Annotated in this window: 20 protein-coding genes; 1 reads left to right on the top strand and 19 read right to left on the bottom strand. The window is 53.0% G+C overall.

Annotated features, from left to right (window positions below; all coding sequences use genetic code 11):
- Positions 1-4: 4 nt before the first annotated feature.
- From WKI47_RS12280 to WKI47_RS12270, 3 genes are all read right to left on the bottom strand, one after another.
- Positions 5-1213, bottom strand: coding sequence for an acetate kinase (locus WKI47_RS12280; protein ID WP_340227402.1), 1209 nt, complete (start codon positions 1211-1213; stop codon positions 5-7).
- On the bottom strand, positions 1210-2082 hold the full coding sequence (locus tag WKI47_RS12275) for a 3-hydroxyacyl-CoA dehydrogenase family protein (RefSeq protein ID WP_037289189.1): 873 nt from the start codon (positions 2080-2082) through the stop codon (positions 1210-1212). Before WKI47_RS12275 ends, WKI47_RS12280 begins: the two co-directional genes overlap by 4 nt.
- A gap of 208 nt (positions 2083-2290) precedes the next feature.
- The gene (locus WKI47_RS12270; RefSeq protein WP_340227401.1) at positions 2291-3202 is read right to left on the bottom strand and encodes a LysR family transcriptional regulator; all 912 of its coding nucleotides are present in this window, start codon (positions 3200-3202) and stop codon (positions 2291-2293) included.
- A 105-nt stretch (positions 3203-3307) separates the two neighbouring features.
- On the opposite strand from WKI47_RS12270, the gene WKI47_RS12265 reads away from it, so the two are divergent.
- The gene (locus WKI47_RS12265) at positions 3308-4063 is read left to right on the top strand and encodes a tautomerase family protein (RefSeq protein WP_340227400.1); all 756 of its coding nucleotides are present in this window, start codon (positions 3308-3310) and stop codon (positions 4061-4063) included.
- A gap of 93 nt (positions 4064-4156) precedes the next feature.
- Here WKI47_RS12265 and WKI47_RS12260 read toward each other — a convergent pair whose 3' ends face one another.
- From WKI47_RS12260 to WKI47_RS12185, 16 genes are all read right to left on the bottom strand, one after another.
- Positions 4157-5659: an AAA family ATPase gene (locus tag WKI47_RS12260; RefSeq protein WP_340227399.1), complete on the bottom strand. Its 1503-nt coding sequence runs from the start codon at positions 5657-5659 to the stop codon at positions 4157-4159.
- On the bottom strand, positions 5652-6197 hold the full coding sequence (locus WKI47_RS12255) for a hypothetical protein (RefSeq protein WP_340227398.1): 546 nt from the start codon (positions 6195-6197) through the stop codon (positions 5652-5654). The genes WKI47_RS12260 and WKI47_RS12255 overlap by 8 nt, the downstream gene beginning before the upstream one ends.
- A 345-nt stretch (positions 6198-6542) precedes the next feature.
- Positions 6543-7061 carry a DUF5590 domain-containing protein gene (locus WKI47_RS12250; RefSeq protein ID WP_340227397.1) on the bottom strand — a complete coding sequence of 173 codons (519 nt, stop codon included), beginning with the start codon at positions 7059-7061 and terminating at the stop codon, positions 6543-6545.
- Positions 7062-7086: 25 nt separating this feature from the next.
- On the bottom strand, positions 7087-8397 hold the full coding sequence (locus WKI47_RS12245; RefSeq protein ID WP_340227396.1) for an amidohydrolase: 1311 nt from the start codon (positions 8395-8397) through the stop codon (positions 7087-7089).
- Positions 8360-9037 carry a redox-sensing transcriptional repressor Rex gene (locus WKI47_RS12240; RefSeq protein ID WP_340227395.1) on the bottom strand — a complete coding sequence of 226 codons (678 nt, stop codon included), beginning with the start codon at positions 9035-9037 and terminating at the stop codon, positions 8360-8362. Before WKI47_RS12240 ends, WKI47_RS12245 begins: the two co-directional genes overlap by 38 nt.
- A 25-nt stretch (positions 9038-9062) precedes the next feature.
- Positions 9063-11927, bottom strand: coding sequence for an ATP-dependent DNA helicase DinG (gene dinG, locus WKI47_RS12235; protein WP_340227394.1), 2865 nt, complete (start codon positions 11925-11927; stop codon positions 9063-9065).
- Positions 11928-12156: 229 nt separating this feature from the next.
- Positions 12157-12540 (bottom strand): aspartate 1-decarboxylase, encoded by a 384-nt coding sequence (panD, locus tag WKI47_RS12230; protein ID WP_340227393.1) that lies wholly within the window; start codon positions 12538-12540, stop codon positions 12157-12159.
- Positions 12533-13447: a pantoate--beta-alanine ligase gene (gene panC / locus WKI47_RS12225; RefSeq protein WP_340227392.1), complete on the bottom strand. Its 915-nt coding sequence runs from the start codon at positions 13445-13447 to the stop codon at positions 12533-12535. Before panC ends, panD begins: the two co-directional genes overlap by 8 nt.
- A complete protein-coding gene (panB, locus tag WKI47_RS12220; protein ID WP_340227391.1) occupies positions 13444-14373 on the bottom strand; it encodes a 3-methyl-2-oxobutanoate hydroxymethyltransferase in 930 nt (309 codons plus the stop codon). The genes panC and panB overlap by 4 nt, the downstream gene beginning before the upstream one ends.
- 484 nt (positions 14374-14857) lie before the next feature.
- On the bottom strand, positions 14858-15895 hold the full coding sequence (locus WKI47_RS12215) for a biotin--[acetyl-CoA-carboxylase] ligase (RefSeq protein ID WP_340227390.1): 1038 nt from the start codon (positions 15893-15895) through the stop codon (positions 14858-14860).
- Positions 15892-17163, bottom strand: a complete 1272-nt coding sequence (locus WKI47_RS12210; RefSeq protein ID WP_340227525.1) for a CCA tRNA nucleotidyltransferase — start codon at positions 17161-17163, stop codon at positions 15892-15894. The genes WKI47_RS12215 and WKI47_RS12210 overlap by 4 nt, the downstream gene beginning before the upstream one ends.
- A gap of 48 nt (positions 17164-17211) precedes the next feature.
- Positions 17212-18342, bottom strand: a complete 1131-nt coding sequence (gene bshA / locus WKI47_RS12205) for an N-acetyl-alpha-D-glucosaminyl L-malate synthase BshA (protein WP_340227389.1) — start codon at positions 18340-18342, stop codon at positions 17212-17214.
- Positions 18343-18369: 27 nt separating this feature from the next.
- Positions 18370-19068, bottom strand: a complete 699-nt coding sequence (gene bshB1, locus WKI47_RS12200; RefSeq protein ID WP_340227388.1) for a bacillithiol biosynthesis deacetylase BshB1 — start codon at positions 19066-19068, stop codon at positions 18370-18372.
- Positions 19061-19486: a methylglyoxal synthase gene (gene mgsA, locus WKI47_RS12195; RefSeq protein WP_340227387.1), complete on the bottom strand. Its 426-nt coding sequence runs from the start codon at positions 19484-19486 to the stop codon at positions 19061-19063. Before mgsA ends, bshB1 begins: the two co-directional genes overlap by 8 nt.
- A 35-nt stretch (positions 19487-19521) precedes the next feature.
- Positions 19522-20322: a 4-hydroxy-tetrahydrodipicolinate reductase gene (gene dapB, locus WKI47_RS12190; RefSeq protein WP_340227386.1), complete on the bottom strand. Its 801-nt coding sequence runs from the start codon at positions 20320-20322 to the stop codon at positions 19522-19524.
- A complete protein-coding gene (locus tag WKI47_RS12185; RefSeq protein WP_340227385.1) occupies positions 20319-20672 on the bottom strand; it encodes a nucleotide pyrophosphohydrolase in 354 nt (117 codons plus the stop codon). Before WKI47_RS12185 ends, dapB begins: the two co-directional genes overlap by 4 nt.
- Positions 20673-20746: the final 74 nt, after the last annotated feature.

The raw sequence follows: 20746 nt of genomic DNA, 5'->3' as shown, positions 1-20746 counted from the left end.
TATGTTAAGCGTTGCTCTCTTCTACGATACGGAACGTATCGCGTGCGATAACAAGCTCTTCGTTCGTCGGAACAACCAGTACTTCCACTTTCGAATTCGGAGTGGAGATACGACGCGGGTCGCCGGAACGGATTTTGTTCAACTCTTCGTCGATCTCGATGCCGAGATACGACAGGTTTTCGCAGACCGCTTTACGCACGATTGCCGAGTTTTCACCCACGCCTGCGGTGAAGATCAGCACGTCTACGCCGTTCATTGCAGCCGCATACGAACCGATGTACTTACGCAAACGGTATTCGTACATTTCGAAAGCCAGCGTCGCGTTTGCTTCGCCTTTTTCCCAGCCGTCCGTAATGTCGCGCATATCGCTGCTAACACCCGAGATTGCCAGCAATCCGCTGTGTTTGTTGAGCATGGAGTTCACTTCGCTTACGCTCAGCTCTTCCTTATTCATCACATAAGGCACGATCGCAGGATCGAGATCGCCGGAACGCGTGCCCATCATCAGACCTTCAAGTGGAGTCATCCCCATCGACGTATCGACGGAAACGCCGCCCTGAATCGCTGTCAAGCTACCGCCGTTACCGATATGGGCCGTGATGATCTTCAGATCTTCGATCGGCTTGTTCAGGAATTCGGCTGCCGCAAGGCTTACGTAGTAGTGCGATGTGCCGTGGAAACCATAGCGGCGCACTTTGTATTTGCTATACAGAACGCGCGGAATCGCGTACAGGTAAGCTTTTTCCGGCATCGTCTGGTGGAACGCGGTATCGAAAACGACAACCTGCGGTACACCTGGCATATTGATTTCCGAAGCTTCGATCCCCATAACAGCCGCAGGGTTGTGCAGCGGAGCCAAGTCGATCAGCGCACGGATGTTTTTCTTCGCTTCTTTGTCCACGAGCGCGGATTCATTGAAGAACTCGCCGCCGTGCACCACACGGTGTCCGACCGCATTGATCTCGTCAACGCTCGACAACACGCCGTGTACGCTGTCCGTCAACTTGTCGATGACTTTGCGAATTGCCGTGTTATGTTCCAGGATTTCGCTGACTTCGACCACTTCATCCTTGCCGGTCGGTTTGTGCGTCAGAATGGAAGAATCCATCCCGATCCGCTCGACCAGGCCTTTAGCCAAAACCGATTCGTCCGTCATATCGTACAGTTGGTATTTAAGCGAGGAACTCCCCGAGTTGATTACGAGTACTTTCACAGTCTGTCACCGTCCTTGTCGTACTTGAAGAAACCTTCGCCAGTCTTCGTGCCGAGATGTCCTGCGCGCACCATCTTTTTCAAAATGATTGCCGGACGGTACTTGAGGTCTCCGTATTCGCGGAACATCCCATCCAGCGCTGCCAGTACCGAATCCAGACCGAAGCGGTCGCACATTTCGAGCGGTCCGCGGTTGAATTGGTAACCGATGCGCATAGCATCGTCGATATCTTCAGCGGAAGCTACGCCTTCTTCAAGCACATGCAGAGCTTCGTTGATCAGCGTGCAGATCAGACGGGTGGAAACGAAGCCCGGAGATTCGTAAACGGTCACGCCTTTTTTCTCCAACGTTTCTTCCACGAAGTTCTTGGTCGCTTCGAAAGTCGCGTCCGATGTTTTCAGTCCGCGGATCAATTCGACCAGGTTGATCGAAGCTACCGGGTAAATAAAGTGCATGCCAATAACGCGTTCCGGATGAAGCGTGGAACTGCCGATTTCGGTCAGGCTCAGCGCGGACGTGTTGCTTGCCAACGTAATGTGGCTCGGGCATACTTGGTCCAACTGGGCGAATACCGCTTTTTTCGCTTCCAGGTCTTCCGAGATCGTTTCGATGACCAAATCGCAAGAACCGAGTTCGGCAAAGTGGGTTACTTTCGAAATTCTCGACAGCGTAAGCTTTTTCTCTGCTGGGGTAATGCCCCATTTTTCAAGCTTTTTGTCCAGGCTTGTTTCGATCATGCCGTACGAATAGTCCAGCTTCTCGTTATTTTTCTCTACGAGCAGGACATCAAGGCCTCTGGAGGCAAGCATCTCTGCGATGCCTTGTCCCATGACCCCGCCGCCGACGACGCCTATTTTTTTGAAATTCATCTCTAGTATTCATCCTTTCTGGTCTCTCATGCAAGATTGTCCACTCCTACAGCCGACATGAGCGTCTTGCATTCCCAACATCTAATCATATCTTAGCATACCCGAAATGTAAAAAAGAAATTGCAGCTTAAAAATATTCGAAAATACAAAAAAATGATAAGAAGAGTTCGAACAGGCATTGTCGACTGTGCGCGGACACATATTTCTATCATACCTCCGAATAATGTGCAGGCGAGAAGCGACTTGCGGAAATTTTGTGAGCATTGCGAATCAACTGCGTAAATACGTCCAAACCGGGGCTTCGATAACGGCTTTTTCCGTTTTGCAGCAGTCCGATCGGAATCTTGGAATCTTCGAGTGCAAAAGGCATATATTGCATGTTTTCCGGCACAACAGTGGAAGTCAAGATTGCACCGATTCCTTGAAGCGCGCTCGCTACGTTCGGAATCGAAGATAAACGGCTGACCGTATAGCTGAAAGGCTTCGTCGCATACGTCGCGAAAGTTTGTTCAAGCCGCAGATGATATAAGCACTGCTCGCCGCCTGTAACAAGGGGATATCGATAAAAGTCTTCCAGCGTGAGGCTTTCTTTTTCGGCAAGCACGTGCGTCTTATCGACTACGAATACAATCTCTTCGCTATACAAGGGATCAAAAAAAGCATCTCCCAGACTTCTCGGCTGACCGCATAAAGCGAAGGACAGCTCTCCGTCGTGCAGTGCAAGAGCCAAACGCTCACTGGAATCGATAGTGACCGCACATTCGATGCCCGGTTTTTCGTTTCGAAAAGCGGCAAGCAGTTCTCCCAACATTTTTTCCGCAACAGGTTCGATCACGCCAAAAGATAAGGTTCCGCGTTCTTCGTTACCGAGTTCCGCAGCCAAGCCACGAACATGGTTCCAATGGCGAATCAACCCGTCCACTTCCGCCGCATATAAGCGTCCGGCCTCCGTAAGCTCCGCTTCCCAGCCTCGCTTGAATAACAAAAACCCCAATTCTTTTTCCAACCGTTGAATTTGCGAAGTGACCGTCGACTGCGCGTAATGCAATTTTTCCGCCGCCTTGGCAAACGTTCCCTGCTCGATTACCGCCCGAAAAGCGATGAGTTCTTTTAAGCCCAACCCAATAATCTCCATTTCTTTTTTCGTTTTTTTAATACTTATTATCTATTATACGAATACATATTTTACAGATACAATAGCTTCATCTTGCGAAAAGGAGTGATCATGTTGCCTTTTGTCCGAACCAGCTACTCACGCAACCATTACGATGCGGATCAGCTCCGACTCTGTGCCGAAACGCTTTTGGAATCGTTGATCGAACATTTCCGGATTCCGCCTGACGATTTTTTCCACGTTTTTCACGCAATCGAACCTGGCGAATTTTTCTTCAGTCCTCGCTATTTGTCGGTGGAACGAAGCGAAGCGCTTCTGTATATCGAGGTCACGCTTGCATGTGGACGAAGTTCGGCGCAAAAACAAGCTTTCTATAAAGATGCGGCCGATCGTTTGGCTGCGCGCTGCAATATCCGCCGGGAAGACGTATTTATCGTACTGTCGGAAACGCAGCTGGAAAACTGGTCGTTCGGGCTTGGCCGCGCACAGATGATCGAAACGCCGCCGACTTGGCTTCGATCCGTACAGGACGAAGAATCCGCATGCGTCTCCGCCCTGACCGATTCGGCCGGAGCTGATTACGCGCGCGTTTCACCCTCTTTTGCCGAACATACACGCACTGTTTTGTTCGGCGAAATCTGGAAAGACCCGACGTTGTCTCCTCGCGAACGCAGCCTCGTCACGCTTGCGGCTCTCGTCTCGGAAGGCGCTTTAGACCAGATTCCGTTTCATATCCAACTCGCGCAAGCTCACGGCCTGACACAAACGGAGTTGTCCGCCGCTTTCTCGCACTTGGCCTTTTACGCGGGATGGCCTCGGGCCGCTTCGGCTTTGAAGCTATTAGGCGATGTCGAACACCATAACTGATATTCGCTCCCGGTATTTTTCGGATCAAAAAAACCCGACTTTAGCTATTGGCTAAAGGTCGGGCTTTTCGATTTAATCTTTATATCCGTGCGTTCAAGCAGGCAGCTGCGACAATTCACGGAACTGGGCACGGAATTGTTCGCCCGAGAGGACCTCTTCGTGCATCAGAATATCCAGCGAGCCTTCGAACACTTTGCGGTACCGTTCCAATTCATTGCGTGTAGATTCGGTTAAGGCACGCAAAATTTTATCATTGTGCTTCATTAATTCTTCCTTGGTCAACATCTTCAGGCTGACGATCCCCAGATCGGTCAGACCGGATACGATCATGTTTTCGACCAGATCCAGCGCTTGTTCGAAGTCGCCGCGCGATCCTGTGCTGCGGCCGCCGTAATACAGTTCTTCCGCGGCGGAACCAGCCAGGGCAATCATGATCTGTTCTTCGAGGAACTGCTTGGTATACAAATACTGTTCTTTTTGAGGATTATGGCGCACATAACCCAATGCCTGTCCGCGAGGGCTTAACGCAACTTGACTCACGCTTCCGGGACGCAGTAACTCAGCCATGATGGCATGTCCAAGCTCGTGAATTGCCACACGGCGTTTTTCTTCCGCGCTCGTCTCACGATCCGTTCTTTCGCCCAGCATCACTTTATCAATCGCACGCGATAGATGCTGTTGATCGATCACGGCTTGTTTATCCCGCATCGCATAGATTGCCGCTTCGTTCATCACGCTTTCGAGCTGCGCGCCGGAGAAGCCGTACGCTTCCTCCGCAATACGGTCCAGATCGGCATGTTCCGCCACCGGGCGGCTTTTCGCATGGAGTTCCAAAATATGCTTGCGGCCTTTTTTATCGGGCAAATCGACCTGGATATGACGATCGAAACGCCCCGGCCGAAGCAGCGCGGCATCCAGCATTTCTTTGCGGTTCGTCGCGGCGATAACCAAAATGCGCGGCTCGTCGTTGTTATAGATGCCGTCCATTTCGGTCAGAAGCTGGTTCAGCGTCTGATCATACTCGCGCTGCTGTCCGCCTTCGCGTTTACCGCCGATTACGTCGATCTCGTCAATAAAAATAATAGCGCTCTGCTTTTTTTCCTGAGCCGCACGGGCACGGGCATCTTTGAAAAGATCGCGAATACGCCCCGCGCCGACACCTACGTACATTTCAACGAAATCGCTGCCCGAAGCCGCAACGAAGATCGAATCCGTATAGTGAGCCGCGGCTTTCGCCATCAGCGTTTTGCCTGTTCCCGGAGGCCCGGTCAACAGAATGCCTTTTAGCGGACGAATACCGAGCTTTTTGATTTCTTCGTGTTTGATCAAAAAATCCAATGCTTCGCGCAGTTCCTGCTTGGAATTGTCTTGTCCGCCGATTTGTTCGAACGTGAACTTTTCGGGCTTTTGCTTTTTGCGTTTGCGGTCTTGCGCCGCGCCAACGGCCAAGCCGCCGCGCATCTGTAAAATAGCGAATATGCCGACGCCGATCAGCGCCATCACTGCAAACGGCAAGATGTTGACTCCGATAAGGCCGAGGAAAATCACGAGTGCCGCCGAAAAACCGATCAATATTTCCATTGTCCATTTAGGCATTGTATTGTCCCCCTGTTCCCGTCGCCGCGGCCAGCGGCAGAATAATGTATTTGTTGGCCTTTTTGTCCGACGCGGAACTTAAGGCAACGTACACGTAGCGGTCATCCATATCGCTGGAAATGGTGTATCCGTTATTTTCGTTTTGAATTTTGGATAACGTGTTCGGAATCATCGTATAACGCTTATTGGCCATCGCTTCGGCAACCGAGAATGAAGCCTGCTTCCAAAGTTCTTCGATCTCCGGCGTCGAGTGGTCGGCAATCTCCAGTTTGATCGAACGATCTTCCAAAATAGAGCTTTGCTCTTTGCGAAGTTGGGCGACCATTCCGCGAATATCGACATTCGATTCCAAATCAAGTTTCAATATAGCCTGGTTCTGGGTAATATGAGCTTGGGCGCTGGTAACGCCTGGATATTTCGCGAGCATCTGTTCGATCGGACGCTCAAGAGCAGTTTGACGATACATGAACCATCCTCCGAGCAGAAGGATGAGTGACAATGCCGCGGTCACGGCAACAGGCAGCACACGAATCTTCAATGGGCATTTCTCCTCTTCTTGCTGTGTGTTTAAGCATGGGGCAGAGTATAGTATCCATTTGCGAATTACAAAAGAACCTCGATCAAACCAAACCGTCGATTTCCTTCTTTCATCCAAATTTAAACCTTTGTTGAGCATAAGTATATCACACCGTTTTCCCATTTTCTAATTTGTGACCTTTTTCTCAAGTGCTTGCTCGGCACGGTTTTGACTGAGAAAAGCCCACTGAAAGAATCTGCTTGCTTTGAAGCAAGTCTGCAAAAACAAGCAAAAAGCATACAAAACAGCCTCTTCCCGATCGGGAAGAGGCTGTTTTTAATTCCAGTCACAGGACGGAAACGATTCCTACCACTTAGGCAAAGCAGAAGGTTGTCCGACCTCACTGCCATCCTTGAGATTATAGAATCGGTAGTAACGCGTATCGTTCTGTTCATAAAAAATCTGCCATATATATTGATTGCTATATACACCCGGCAGAAGACGAATCAACTTGGCATCCGGAAGCTCGGCTTCGAATCGGCTGCGCATATCGTCGCGCGTAACGGTTCCAGAGACAGGAAGCGTTCGTAGTGCATTTTGCCCTTCAGCCGGCGTACCGTCCGCATTGTATTTCATCCATACATATTCTTCTTCGCCTGCAGCAGTCGTGCCCAATACAACCCAGAAAATAGAATTTTCGCCCCAGACCCATTTGTCGGCACGTTCCACTTCCGTCAGTCGTGCTTGAGTACGAGCTGCCGCGATTGCCGCATTGCGTTCGCTCGTTCGATCCTGCATCGAGATGGTGTAATACAAATACGCTCCCGAGAGCAGGATCAAAAGAATGAGCACCGCCAGCAAAATAATTTTTGCACGCTTACCCACGTTGTCTTTCCTCCCGGTGTCCGGTTTATCGAGCCAACAGCCCTTCGAAAGCAGCTTGCGCTTCGAACCGGATTTTCTCTTCGTCCAGGGTCAGGCACTCACGATTCTTCACAATCTGGCGACCGTCCACCCAGACATGACGCACGTCCTGTCCAGCTGCCGAATAGACGATATGCGAAACATAGTCCGTACGTGGCAAGAAATGCGCCTGCTCGATATCCAAAGCCACAAAGTCTGCCTTCATGCCGGCAGCAAGCGTACCCAGATTCTCAAGATACAACGACTGAGCCCCGTACAAGGTTCCCATACGCAAAGCTTCCAGCGCAGGAACAGCCGTCGGATCGCCAGACACCCCTTTGTGGATCAATGCCGCAAGGCGCATCTCTTCGAACATGTCCAGGTTGTTGTTGCTTGCCGAACTGTCCGTGCCGAGCGAGACGACCACGCCAGCTTTGAGCATTTGCGGCACTTTGGCTACGCCGCTCGCCAATTTGAGGTTGCTGCCCGGATTATGGGACACGGCGACCTTATTGGCTGCAAGCGTTTCGATTTCTTCGTCGTTCAAATGTACGGCGTGCGCGACCATCGACGGACGCGAGAAGAAGCCCAACTTTTCCAGATGCGCCACCGGACGGAGTCCGTAATCACGAACGTTCTGCTCCACTTCCGCTGCCGTTTCCGACATATGCGTATGCAAAGGCAGATCCAGATCATGGGCAGCCTGTACAAACCGTTCAATGTAAGCTGGCGGACAGGTATAAGGCGCGTGCGGAGACATCATGACCGTAATACGACCGTCCGCGCCGCCATGCCACGTTTTCGCGAACGAGATAGCATCCGCCAATTTGCGTTCCTGTTCTTCCTCTGAACACAAGCCAATGACACCCCGTGTCAACGAAGCGCGCATACCGGATTTCTCTACAGCTTCCGCTACCCGGTCCATATGATCGTACATATCCAGAAATGTCGTCGTACCGCTTTTTAGCATTTCCATGATCGACAGAGAACTGCCCCAATACACGTCGTTTGACGTGAACTTGGCTTCCATCGGCCACATTTTTTGCTGAAGCCACTCCTGAAGCACCATATCATCGCCATAACCACGCAGCAACGACATTGCCGTGTGTCCGTGGCTGTTGACAAGACCCGGCATGAACAACAAGCCTTTGCCATCAACGGACGGCAAGTCACGCGCGTCTTCCGGCTCTTCGGCTCCGATGTAAGCGATCGTGCCGCCGTCAATAACCATACAGCCGTGTACGACGCCTCCTTGCTCAGCAGTGGCGAAAACGCCGTTTTTAATGATCCACTTCTTCGGGCTGTTTGTCGTTGTCATGGACTTCAGTTTCCTTTCCGTTGTCGAGGTAATAAGCGAGACTCAGCAGATCGGTGGTGAAGTCAGCTGCGTGAATCCGCACTTCGGTTGGCACCTTAAGCACGGTCGGAGCAAAATTCAGAATCGCTTCGACTCCGGCTTCCACCAGTTGATCGGCAACGCGCTGCGCTTCCGAATCCGGAACCGTAATGATGCCGACACGAATATTTTTTTCGATTACCGTTTCTTTCAATTCCTCGATCGGTTGCACCGTCAGCATATTGATCTTTGTGCCAATCTTCGGCGTATACGAATCGAAAACCGCTACGATTTTCATGCTTTCTTTCAAGTACATATTGTAGTTGGACAGCGCGTGTCCCAAATTACCGGCACCAATCAACGCCACGTTGATCTGACGGTCCAGCTTGAGGATATGGCGAATTTTCTCAATCAGATAAGACACGTCATAGCCGATGCCTTTCCGGCCGAAATCGCCAAAATAGGCAAGATCCTTACGGATCTGCGCCGGATTGAGATCCAGCTTTTGTCCAAGTTCTTGCGATGACACCGTCATCACTTCGCGTTTATGAAGTTCGGTCAGGTGACGCAAATAAACGGGAAGTCTGCGAACGACGGCTTCCGAAATTTTTTCCGCTTTCATTCAAGTTCCCTCCTAGGGAAAAAAATTAATCCGCCTTTACTTCCGGCTCCAACCATTCTTCGACTCTCGGCACAATCTGGTCGAGATTCATATGCTCCATTTTCGGGCCGGGAAGCGAGTATAAAAAGTATTTGCCGTAATAAGATTCAATCACGCGCGTGTCATACACGATAACGATCCCGCGGTCGCGGCGCGTCCGTACCAAGCGGCCAAAGCCCTGCTTGAAACGAATAACCGCCTGCGGCACGGAAAGCTTCATAAACGGATTGAGATTCTGACGCTTAAGCAGTTCGCTTTTGGCCTCGAGCAGCGGATGGCTTGGCGGCTGGAAAGGCAGGCGGACGATCGCCAAGCAGGTTAACGCATCGCCCGGAATGTCTACGCCTTCCCAGAAGCTGCTTGTGCCCAAAAGAACGGACTTCGGATTCTCCATGAAACGCCGGGTCAACCGACTCCGACTTCCGCTGTCTACGCCCTGGCCGATAATCGAAATACCCGAGGAAGCCAGCATCTCCTTCAGCGGTTCGTACACCTGCCGAAGCATACGGTACGACGTGAACAAAACAAGCATCCGACCCTGGGTCGCCTCTGCCGTGCGCGCCAGCGAATCCGTCAACGCTGCCAAAAATCCGACGTCGGCATTCTGCCCTCTGACACTCGGGAAATCTCTCGGAACAATCAACAGCGCTTGCTCTCGATAATTGAACGGAGAAGGCAACACTTCGGTTAACAGCCTTTTTTGCGAAGCGGATTCCCGAAGTCCAAGCTGATCGATCATATAATCAAACTTTTTGTCCACGGCCAAAGTAGCTGACGTCAGGACAATGCTTTTCTTTTTATCAAAAAAGTGCTGCTGTAGCTGGGCACTGACATCAATCGGCACGGCATACAACTGTAGCGACTTGCTTTTGAATTGCGAACTGCCTTCCAGCCAATACACGGTACTTCCGTCGTCGAGTCGCATAAAGAAACGCAGCGACTCTCTTGCCTCCGATAGATCTTTAAGCAGCCCGGAAATATCCGTCGCCAGACCTTCAGCCGTATAATCGCCGCTATCTTCCTTCACGGAAGCCGCCATGCGTTCGCCGCGCCGTATCGCTTCCCCAAGTCCCACGTAGATCTGGTCCTCCAGCGTCGATAAAGTATCCCAGCCTTTTGGATATTCGCCTGCCGTCAAGCGCAGCGTATGCTGCCCCGCTTCGGGCGCTGACGGGTCTGCGCGGTCCGGTAGCAGCGTGTAGAGCAGTTCGGTCAACTTGTCCCAGCTTTCTTTTGCATCGATCAGCTCCGGAATCACATCGTCGATAGCCCGGGTCCAGTCATTGGTTTTCTCGTGACTGAGACGGCCGAGAAGCTGACGCAACGCTGACAATTGACCGTTTTTCGAGTCCTTGTACAAACGGGTCATCGAATGAACAAACGAGAAATATTTCAAATGCAGCCCCAGATGCTTACCGGCTACGTCTTCAAGGTGATGCGCTTCGTCAATGACCAACCGCTCGTAAGCAGGCAGCAGCTGATCGTCAGCCTTGACATCGGAAAACAACTTGGAATGGTTCGTCACGACAACATCGGCCATCGTGGCTTCATGCTTGGCCCTGTAGTAGAAGCAGCTTCTAAACCACGGACAAGCCCGTCCCAGACAGGAGTCTGTCTCGCTCGCCACCGTGTCCCAGAAATCTTGCCCGCGCCCGATCCCCAGGTTCAGTTCCTCGTCGTCGCCGCTTTGCGTTCGCGTTAACCAGACGACAAGCTGCGCCGACGTCATCGCATCGTCCGCCGGATGTACGAATTCGCGCCGATCGATTTTTTGCTCCAATTTGCGCATGCACAAATAATGCTGACGCCCCTTGAACACGGAAGCACGGAACTCAAAAGGTACGACTCGGGTCAACAACGGTACGTCGCGTTCGCGCAGTTGCTCCTGCAAGTTGATTGTATGCGTACTGATCATCACTTTGCGGTCATTGCGCACGCTCTCGTAAATGGACGGAATCAGATAACCGAGCGATTTGCCCGTTCCTGTTCCCGCCTCGATCAAAAGATGTTTGTCGCTTCCGAACGCTTCCTGCACTTTGCCGAACATCATGTTCTGAGATTCACGTTCCTCGTAACCCGGCAATTCCGCGCGCAGATTATCCTGCACCTGCTCCAGAAAATCCGCGAACGAAAGGTCTTCAAGCGGATTGCCGTCCCGAATTTCCCTCGCGGGCGGAACTTCTGCCCACTCTCCGGCTTTCAACGCAAATTGGCGATAGAACTTGAACTCTCCGCCATCCGGCAATTCTTCAAGCTCTTTCTCTTCAACCAGTGTCTGGAAAAACCAGCCCAGATCGCTATCTCCTTCAAGCAGCTCGGCTACACGTTGAAGCGTAATCAGCGGCAGGGATCGAGCTTCCTCCAGGCAGTGCAAAAAAACGTGCGCCGTTGCCAACGCATCGCTATCGGCCTGATGCGGTCGTTCGTGAGGAACGCCGAACTGCGATGCAACTGCGCCAAGCTGGTAGCTCGTAATCGAAGGGTACAAGATACGCAGCAGGTCGATCGTATCCAGAATTCGTCCCGTAAACGGCAAATATCCGGTCTGATCAAGCGCACGCTGCAAAAACCCGAAATCGAACGCCACATTGTGTCCGATCAGAACGGCATCGTCAAGAAGCGGAATCATCCCGATGATCGCTTCGTCCAGTCCCGGAGCCTCGCCAAGCTGTTCTTCGCGGATTCCCGTCAGTTCAGCAATGAACGGAGGGAGCGGGACGCCGGGATTGACCAGGGATTGGTAGGTCTCCACGATCTCAAGATCATGGTTGATGACGCTCAGCCCGATCTGGATGATGGCATCCGATGCCTGAGTGCCCGTCGTTTCAAAATCCAGCACGGCAAATTTCATGGTGTCGATAAATCCTTTCAATCGGTTTTCCTTACCAGCATACCAGACAAAAGGCAGTTTGGGAAACCGTTCACCACTTCTTAAAGTTCAAAAAAGCGTGAGTTTTGTAGAGTTTGATCCGGTATCCCACGACACAAACGGCGGCCGCCGGACGATTCCTGCATTGAGGATCGCCGGAGCCGCCGCCAGGGCGAATATGAAGGGGAATACCCGATATTCGGTTTTTAAATTAACGGATCGTTGCGTGGATTTCCTTGACGGCCGTCTCGACCGCGCGGTTGCCCGCATCCACAAAGACGACTGTAGGTTCATGCGTCAAAGCTTCCTCATTCGACATCGACGCATACGAAATGATGATGACGGTATCGCCTGGCTGCACGCGACGCGCCGCTGCACCGTTCAAGCAGATCACGCCGCTGCCGCGCTCGCCCGGAATGACATAGGTTTCGAGGCGCTCGCCGTTGTTATTGTCGACGATTTGCACTTTTTCGTTTTCCAGCAAATCGGCCGCTTCCATCAAATCCTCGTCGATGGTAATACTGCCGACATAGTTCAGGTTCGCTTCCGTAACGGTCGCGCGGTGGATCTTGGATTTCATCATCGTTCTATACATGCAAAGGAACCTCCTTGAGCTTCATGATCGTGTTGTCTATCAGACGCGTAGAGCCGAATTTAACCGCCAAGGCCAAAATAACGGAACCTTCCGACACACGCAGCTTGCTGAACCCGCCTTGTTCGTCCAGCGGCTCCAGATTCGGAAAAGTCAGCAGGTCCACATAATCGATCTCGGCCAACGGCGATTGTTGAATCGCCGTCGTCACCTCCGCGATCACCTGCCCGGGCGTCACAGCGGCATCACTTTCGATCCGCAGCGCTGCTGCTCGCAACGAACGAGAGAGCACGAGTGCTTCACGACGCTGCTCTTCGCTCAGGTAGACGTTGCGGGAGCTGAGCGCCAAGCCGTCTTCTTCCCGAATGATCGGACAAGGAATGATCTCGATATCCATGTTCAGATCGTTGACCATTTTCTGAAGCACGGCGACCTGTTGGGCATCCTTGGCACCGAAAAAGGCTTGATCCGGCTTCACGATGTTGAACAGCTTCGATACCACCGTGGCCACGCCGTCAAAATGTCCGGGACGCGAAGCACCGCATAGACGCTCGCTGATCCCTGTAACCGTTACAGTCGTTTTGCGTTCTTCCGGATACATCTCTTCGACGGAAGGCAGGAACACCACGTCTACGCCTTCGCGCTCCGCCAGCTTCAGATCGGCTTCTTCGCTGCGCGGGTAACGGTCAAGATCTTCGTTCGGCCCGAATTGGATCGGATTGACGAAGATGCTCAGTACCGAGATTCCGCTTTCCTGCCGCGAACGGCGCAACAGACTGGCATGGCCTTCATGCAGGTATCCCATTGTCGGAACGAATCCTACTTTATCGCCGGATGCCGAACTACTGCGTTCTTTTCGCAATTCGGCAATAACGGATCGTACTTCGGCAATCGTTTTGGCGATTTTCATGCTTGCGCCCCTACTTTCTTTTTATCGGAAGCCGAGGACTCATTTTGCTGCGTCGCTTCTTCAGGGCGCCCGCTGCCATAGAGCGAATCCAGGGACTCGCTTACGCCTTCGTCCGCTTTGAACACATGATTTTCGGCAGGGAAAGCCCCGCTTTTCACTTCATTCACGTAATCTTCGATGCCGCCGCGAATTTGCGAACCGACATCGGCGAATGTTTTCACGAATCGTTTTTCCATATAAGGAGAAGCGTACTTGACCACGTCGTGGAACACCAGAACCTGGCCGTCGCATTCGCGCCCTGCGCCGATCCCGATCGTTGGAATCGAAAGTTCGCGCGAAATGGCGGCTGCCGTTTCTTCGGCGACAAGTTCCAGCACGATAGCAAATGCTCCGGCCGCTTCCAGCGCTTTGGCTTCGTCCATCAGACGCTTGGCGTCTGCGGCGTCTTTGCCCTGTACCCGGTAGCCGCCGATGGTATTGACCGACTGCGGCGTCAGGCCGATGTGGCCCAGCACCGGAACGCCGGATTGCACGATGCTTTTCACCGCTGCCGCGATCTCAAGCCCGCCTTCCATTTTAACGGCATGCGCATGGCCTTCCTGCATCAGGCGACGCACGCCTTTGAGTGTCTCATCTGTGCTTCCGTGGTAGGTCATAAACGGCATGTCGGCCACGATAAACGTATTACCCGCTCCGCGCGCTGTGGCTCTCGAATGATACACCATGTCGTCCAATGTGACCGGAATCGTCGAATCATAACCCAATACGACGTTACCCAGGGAATCCCCGACCAAAATCATATCGATACCGGCTTCCTCTGCAAGTTTTGCCGAAGGATAGTCGTAAGCGGTAATCATGGTGAGACGTTCCTTTTGTTCTTTCATTTTTCGAATCTTGACTACGTTTAATGGTCTTTTCGCTGCCATGTGATCAGGCTCCTTTTGTGGATAGTGTGGGCCTTTGCACCGGATTTGCAACTTACTCCAGCACAAATAGCCTTTTGCTGTCACCAAAAGGGCCGAAAGGTAAAGAAGAAACGGGTGCGACGATTCGCTTCTCCCTTCTGTCTCGGTCCTTGTTAGGCTCAGAGCAGAACTGCAGGGCTTGCCTGGGCGATGTTTCGCCCGGTCGTTGCCTTTGTTGCCGACTCCGTGCATTTGGGCAAACGGTTGGATTTCCTTTTTCCCTACGTTCGATTCGATATTCCGCCTGAACAAACGGGTCGGATTTCGAAGGGAACGCAGATCCGCATATGGCCTATGCACGTGATCGCCTTGCTGGGACTGCGATTTGCGGCAGTGCAGTTCGGCCTTGTTTCACCGATACCGCCTCCACATCGCCAGTATACCAAAACCAAGCCTGAAAATCACCCTGTCATAACGTTGAAACCCAGGCTTCTAAATGAATGATTTATTGAACGGCTTTGTTATTCGCACCGGGATACAGTTCGATATCGCCCGAATAAACCGGAATGATCTCGCCTTGCTCCGTTCGCATCATAAGCTCTCCCTGCTCGCCAAGACCATGCGCGATACCGCGACGTTCGCCTTTCAAATCGCGTACGACGATCTCGCGTCCCAATGTCACGCTAAGGGATTCCCATAACAAACGAATCGGTTCGAAACCGCGTTCGTTATACAACCCGTACAGCATTTCGAATTCATTCATGACCGCCGCAATCAGGGCAGAGCGATCCACTTCGACCCCTGATTCACGCCGCAAAGACGTTACTTTGCTGCGCAATTCTTCGGGGTAATCACTTTCGCTAAGGTTCGCGTCGATTCCGATTCCCATGATGCAGTGACGAACACGACCATCTTCCACGACGGCTTCCAACAAAATACCGCATAGTTTTCGTCCGTCGGCCAAAAGATCGTTCGGCCACTTGATTCCGGCTTCCACGCCGCTAACGACGCGAATCGCCCGGCAAACGGCAACCGCCGTGAGCAGAGTCAGCTGCGGCACAGCCGTCAAGGGCCCTTCGGGACGCAGCACCGCACTCATCCATACGCCGAGGCCGGGAGGGGAATGCCAAGGGCGTCCTTGCCGCCCGCGGCCCGATGTCTGTTCCTCGGCGACCACAAGCGTTCCTTCTATCGCGCCTTCATGAGCCTTTTTCTCCGCTTCGGTCTGTGTCGAGTCAGTCTTGCTCAGCACGGTTAGCTCCCGGCCGAAACGAGATGTCGTTAACGCAGCCTGGATACGCCTTGCATCGAGGGCCGAATCCGAATCCGCCAGTCGATAACCAAGCTTCGGCGCAGCGTCGAAAACATATCCGGCTTCTTTCAGCCTGCGAATCTGCTTCCATACCGCGGTACGACTCACACCCAACCGTCGGCTGATCTCTTCGCCCGACAAATATTCCCCTTGGGCCGCTTCGAACATATCAAGCAACCGATCCCTGCTTTTGGGCTCTTTGGCACCCTTCGGTTTGTTTGCATCGGTCATTCGAGGTTCGCCTCCTTGCCAGTCTCTGCTTCGATTCGAACAATCTCAGCCAACAAAGCTTCACGCTCATTCACGAGTTGTCCAAGCGCAACCTTTTCAAGCAACTGACGAATCCGCACGCCTAGCCAAGGACCCGGTTTACGATCCAAATGCGCGACGATATCATGGCCGCCAAGCGCAAGTTCCCGCACCGATTCAACCGGAATCTCTTTCAGCCAGAACGTTTCGCGTTCAAGCGAAACGCCACCCTTATCAACGGTCGAGCGGTAGATCAACCAATTCCCGACCGAAGTACGACCGAAATCCAGTATACAGCGGACAAAAATGAGCTTTGCGTGCTGTTGCCCTTTTTGTTCGGCTTCTTTTATATGCTCATTGATTCGCAGCAGTGCCGAGACCGACTTGGCGAAGTTGCCCGAAAAAGTCCAGCTTTTGAGCACATGCTCCGCTTCCTCGCCGGAAGTGCCCAGATCTTCAAGCAGCGCTGCCCAGCGCAGTTCCTCCGGCTTTTCCGGCAAAGCGGCCAATGCTTCGTGCTTCACGGCTTCGAGACTCTCAGGCGTCAGACGGATTTTGGCCTGTTCCAGCAGGCCGCTGCGCGCCAAAAGACGAATACCGTCTGCCGGACGCGGCCCCGAAAACATTTTTTCCAACTCCGCCCGTATACGCTCTGCCGCAATATGCGTCATATTGTCACGCAGTTCAAGCAACGCTTCCCACGTCTTAGGCTCCATGTCAAAACCAAAAACAGACGCAAAGCGAACGCCCCGCAGCATTCGCAGCGCATCTTCACGAAACCGCTCTCGGGCCTGGCCTACGCAACGAATAATGCCCTGCTCCAAATCCGCTCGCCCATCGTAAGGATCGACAAACGTTCCGTCCAGCAGACGGGCGATCGCATTCATCGTAAAATCGCGACGCTTAAGATCCTCATCCAACGACCGGACAAAAGTCACTTCCTCCGGTCGACGAAAATCCTTATACTCGGTTTCCGTCCGAAAAGTCGTGACCTCGAACGGAATCTTCTCCATCACTACGGTCATCGTGCCATGCTCGATCCCGGTAGGCACGGTACGCGCAAACAGATCGGCAACTTCCTCGGGCCGTGCCGACGTCGCGATGTCCATATCGTTAACCGGACGTCCGATCAGTTCGTCGCGAACGCATCCCCCCACCCAGCAGGCCGTATGGCCCGCTTGTTCGAGCGTACGCAGGATCTCTGCACTAAGCCGCACCTGCTGCGGATCTGCATGCTTCCACTGCGTCACATCGTTCAACCCCGTTTCTCTCCGAATCTGCATCGTCGTGACTGAAGCTCAACGCTTCAACACGCGATAATAAATATCCTCGTATTCCCGCATAATCTTCTGGTCGCAAAATTGAGTGTGCGCCCGTTCCAGGCAAGCCTCGCGCATTTCTGCCTTTTTCACCGGATCACGCAGCAACGACGTTGCATAAGCCGCCATCGCTTCTGTGTCACCGATCGCGGCCAGATACCCCGTCACACCATGCTGAACAAGCTCGGGAATCCCTCCGGCTTCCGAACCGACCGTCGGCACGCCGCAGGCCATCGCCTCCAAGGCTACCAGACCGAAGCTTTCTTTTTCCGAAGGCAGCAGCAAAATGTCCGCAAGCGAAATGACCTGAGCGATCTCGTCCTGCTTGCCCAGAAAATGCACGCGTTCCTCCAGCCCCAGTTCCCGGATTTTGCTTTGTACTTTCGGCATATCAGGGCCTTCGCCGACGAGCAGCAGCTTTGCCGGCATCTCATGATTAACCCGGTTGAACACATCAATAACGTCCGGCACCCGTTTCACGGGACGAAAATTCGAGATATGCATCAGGATTTTCTCGTCCGGCGTCGCAAACTCGGCACGGAGCGTCGATACTTCGCGCGGATAATAGACCCTTTTATCGATAAAGTTGTACGTCAGGTCGATATCGCGCGTAATATCCAGTGCCTGGCGCGTCTGTCCGATCAGATCGGCCGAGACCGCTGTCACCGCGTCGCTTCGATTAATGGCGAGCGCGATCAGGTCTTTGAGCGTCTCGTCCTGGCCCAGCACCGTAATATCGGTTCCGTGCAGCGTGGTAACAATTTTCAGGTCGTCGCCGACCATTTGTTTCGCCAAATAAGCGCAGACCGCATGCGGCACCGCATAGTGGACATGCAGAATATCGAGCTTTTCCCGTTTGACCACCTGAGCCATCTTGGAGGCCAACGACAAGTCGTAAGGCGGATAACGAAATACGTAATAATCGCTGACTTCGACTTCGTGGTAATGAATATTCTTATGAAAAGCACCCAGCCGGAAAGGAATGCTATGCGTGATAAAATGGACCTCGTGTCCTTTTTCCGCCAGCAGCTTGCCCAGTTCCGTTGCTACCACGCCCGATCCGCCGAGCGAAGGATAGCAAGTGATGCCGATTTTGAGTACGTCTTTCATGAAGGCCGGAACCCCTTTCTCGCCGCTTTAAAAAAGATGAACCGTGTGCGGCAGCCGGGATGCGAAGCCCTCTGCGTAGCCGATGCCGCTTTTTTGGCCCAGCAGCGAATCGCGCGCTTGAACCCGCTGCACATACTGCGCAGTCAGCGGGGTAGCCACGGCATCCGAACTTTGCGCCGGTCCTGTGAACTGCGACGCGTAACAGCGTAGCGAAGCTTCTTTTTCGGCATAAAAATCGGTCACGTCAACCGTAAGGTCGGCGCGTCCGAGATCATTGATAAAATAAAAATACGTCTGGCTTACCGTTACCGGAGGCACCTCGGGCATATAGCGCCGCAGCTTGGCATTGAATACCGCTTCCTCCACCAATTCGCTGCACGCGATATGGTCGGGATGCCGATCTTCCCAGTAAGGGGCAAATACGAGGCGCGGCGCCCATTTGCGGATTTCGGCTACGATCCGGCGAATATGCTCGTCCGTGCGGAACAGTCCTCGATCCGGTAAGCCGAGATTGCTGCGCATGGAGAGGCCGAGCACGGCGGAGGCCGACTCGGCTTCTTGTTTGCGCAGCTCTACCGTACCGTTGGAAGACATCTCCGCATACGTGAGGTCGCAGATGCCGACACGGTAGCCCGCGCGCGTATGCTTGACGATCGTGCCGGCCATACCGATCTCGGCATCGTCGGCATGAGCGCCAAAAACGAGAATATCAAGCGGCTCAGTCATTGCTCTCGATTCCCGGCTTGTACTTATGTACCAGCTCCCGCCAGGCGAAATCGCCGCGCATCAAAGCCTTGACGAGAATTTCGGCAGTCGCCACATTCGTGGCTACCGGGATTCCCTGCACATCGCAAATCCGCAGCAAAGCGGTAATATCCGGCTCGTGCGGCTGCGCCATCAACGGGTCGCGCAGGAAAATGATCAGATCCAGTTCGTTTTCCGCGACGAGTGCCCCGATCTGTTGGTCTCCGCCAAGCGGTCCGGACATGAAACGATGAATATTAAGGCCCGTTACTTCCATAATACGCTGCCCGGTGGTTCCTGTGGAATACAGCTGGCAGTCTACAAAAGCCTGCTCGTAAGCGGTAACGAAATTGACCATCTCGTCTTTTTTGCGGTCATGCGCGATAAACGCGATCTTCATCGAGATCCCTCTTTCCGACTATGTTGGTTAAAAAACTACATTAGATGCTCGAACCCGTAGACCATTCCCGTATATTCCATCACTTTTTTGACCCCGATATTGACGCCCGGCATATAGCCCGCCCGCTCGTACGAATCATGGCGGATTTTCAGGCTTTGGCCGTATCCGCCGAACACGACTTCCTGTTGGGCAAAGACACCCGGCAAACGCAAGCTGTGAATACGGAAACCGTCGTATTCGCCGCCTCGTGCTCCCGGCAAAATTTCTTCTTCGTTCGGGTTGCCTTGTTTGATTTTTTCGCGTCCTTGGGCGATCAGCTCGGCTGTTTTGATCGCGGTACCGGAAGGTGCGTCCAATTTCTGATCGCCGTGCGTTTCAATAATTTCGACGTGCGGCAGATATTCGGCGGCCTTCGCGGCAAATTGCATCATCAAAATCGCACCGATCGAGAAGTTTGGCGCGATCAGCCCTCCGATGTTCGCTTCCCGGCACAGCCCGTCCAACTCTTCAATCTGCTGCGGGGTAAACCCTGTCGCGCCCACGACCGGACGAACGCCGTGCCGGATCGCGGTAACCGTGTTTCCGTAAACGACGGACGGAACCGTGAAATCCACCAACACGTCCGGTTTGGTTGCCGACAACGCTTGCTCAAGATCCGCAACCGCGATAACGCCGCAAGGTTTCAAGCCTGCAATCTCGCCCGCATCCTGACCTGCACCCGAACGGTCAACGGCTGCGACCAATTCCAACAACGCGTCTTCCAGCACCATTTTCACAACCTCGCGTCCCATACGCCCGCTGGCTCCGGTAACCGCTACTCTGATTTTCTCGCTCATTGTTGCTCCTCCTCCTGCTGCTGATCCTTGTCGATTGGTGTCCAGCGGTCTTTGTCGCGCGTGTTGAATTTATGCATGACCCGGTCATGGGCCTCAGTCAAATCAATATTGAGCGAATTGGCAAAACACAGCGTGATAAACAAAATATCGCCGAGTTCCAATTCGATCGAATTGTCGTCTTCCCCAGCTTTTTTCGGCTTCTCTCCAAAGCTGTGGTTGACTTCCCTTGCAAGCTCGCCGACCTCTTCCGTCATCCGGGCGAGCATCGACAACGGACTGAAATACCCTTCCTTAAACTGCGAGATATAAAGGTCTACCTCGCGCTGCATCTCGGCCAGGCTCTTTTCCATGCCGGTATTCGCCTCCTTCTGCGATGTAATATGCGGTTCGTTTTCGAACTCGCTACTCTAATCCAACGGGCTGC

This window comes from Saccharibacillus sacchari (assembly GCF_037722395.1).
GTDB classification, from domain to species: Bacteria; Bacillota; Bacilli; order Paenibacillales; family Paenibacillaceae; genus Saccharibacillus; species Saccharibacillus sacchari_A.
Note: the sequence above shows the minus strand (reverse complement) of the source record. Positions and strands in the feature narration are given on the sequence as shown.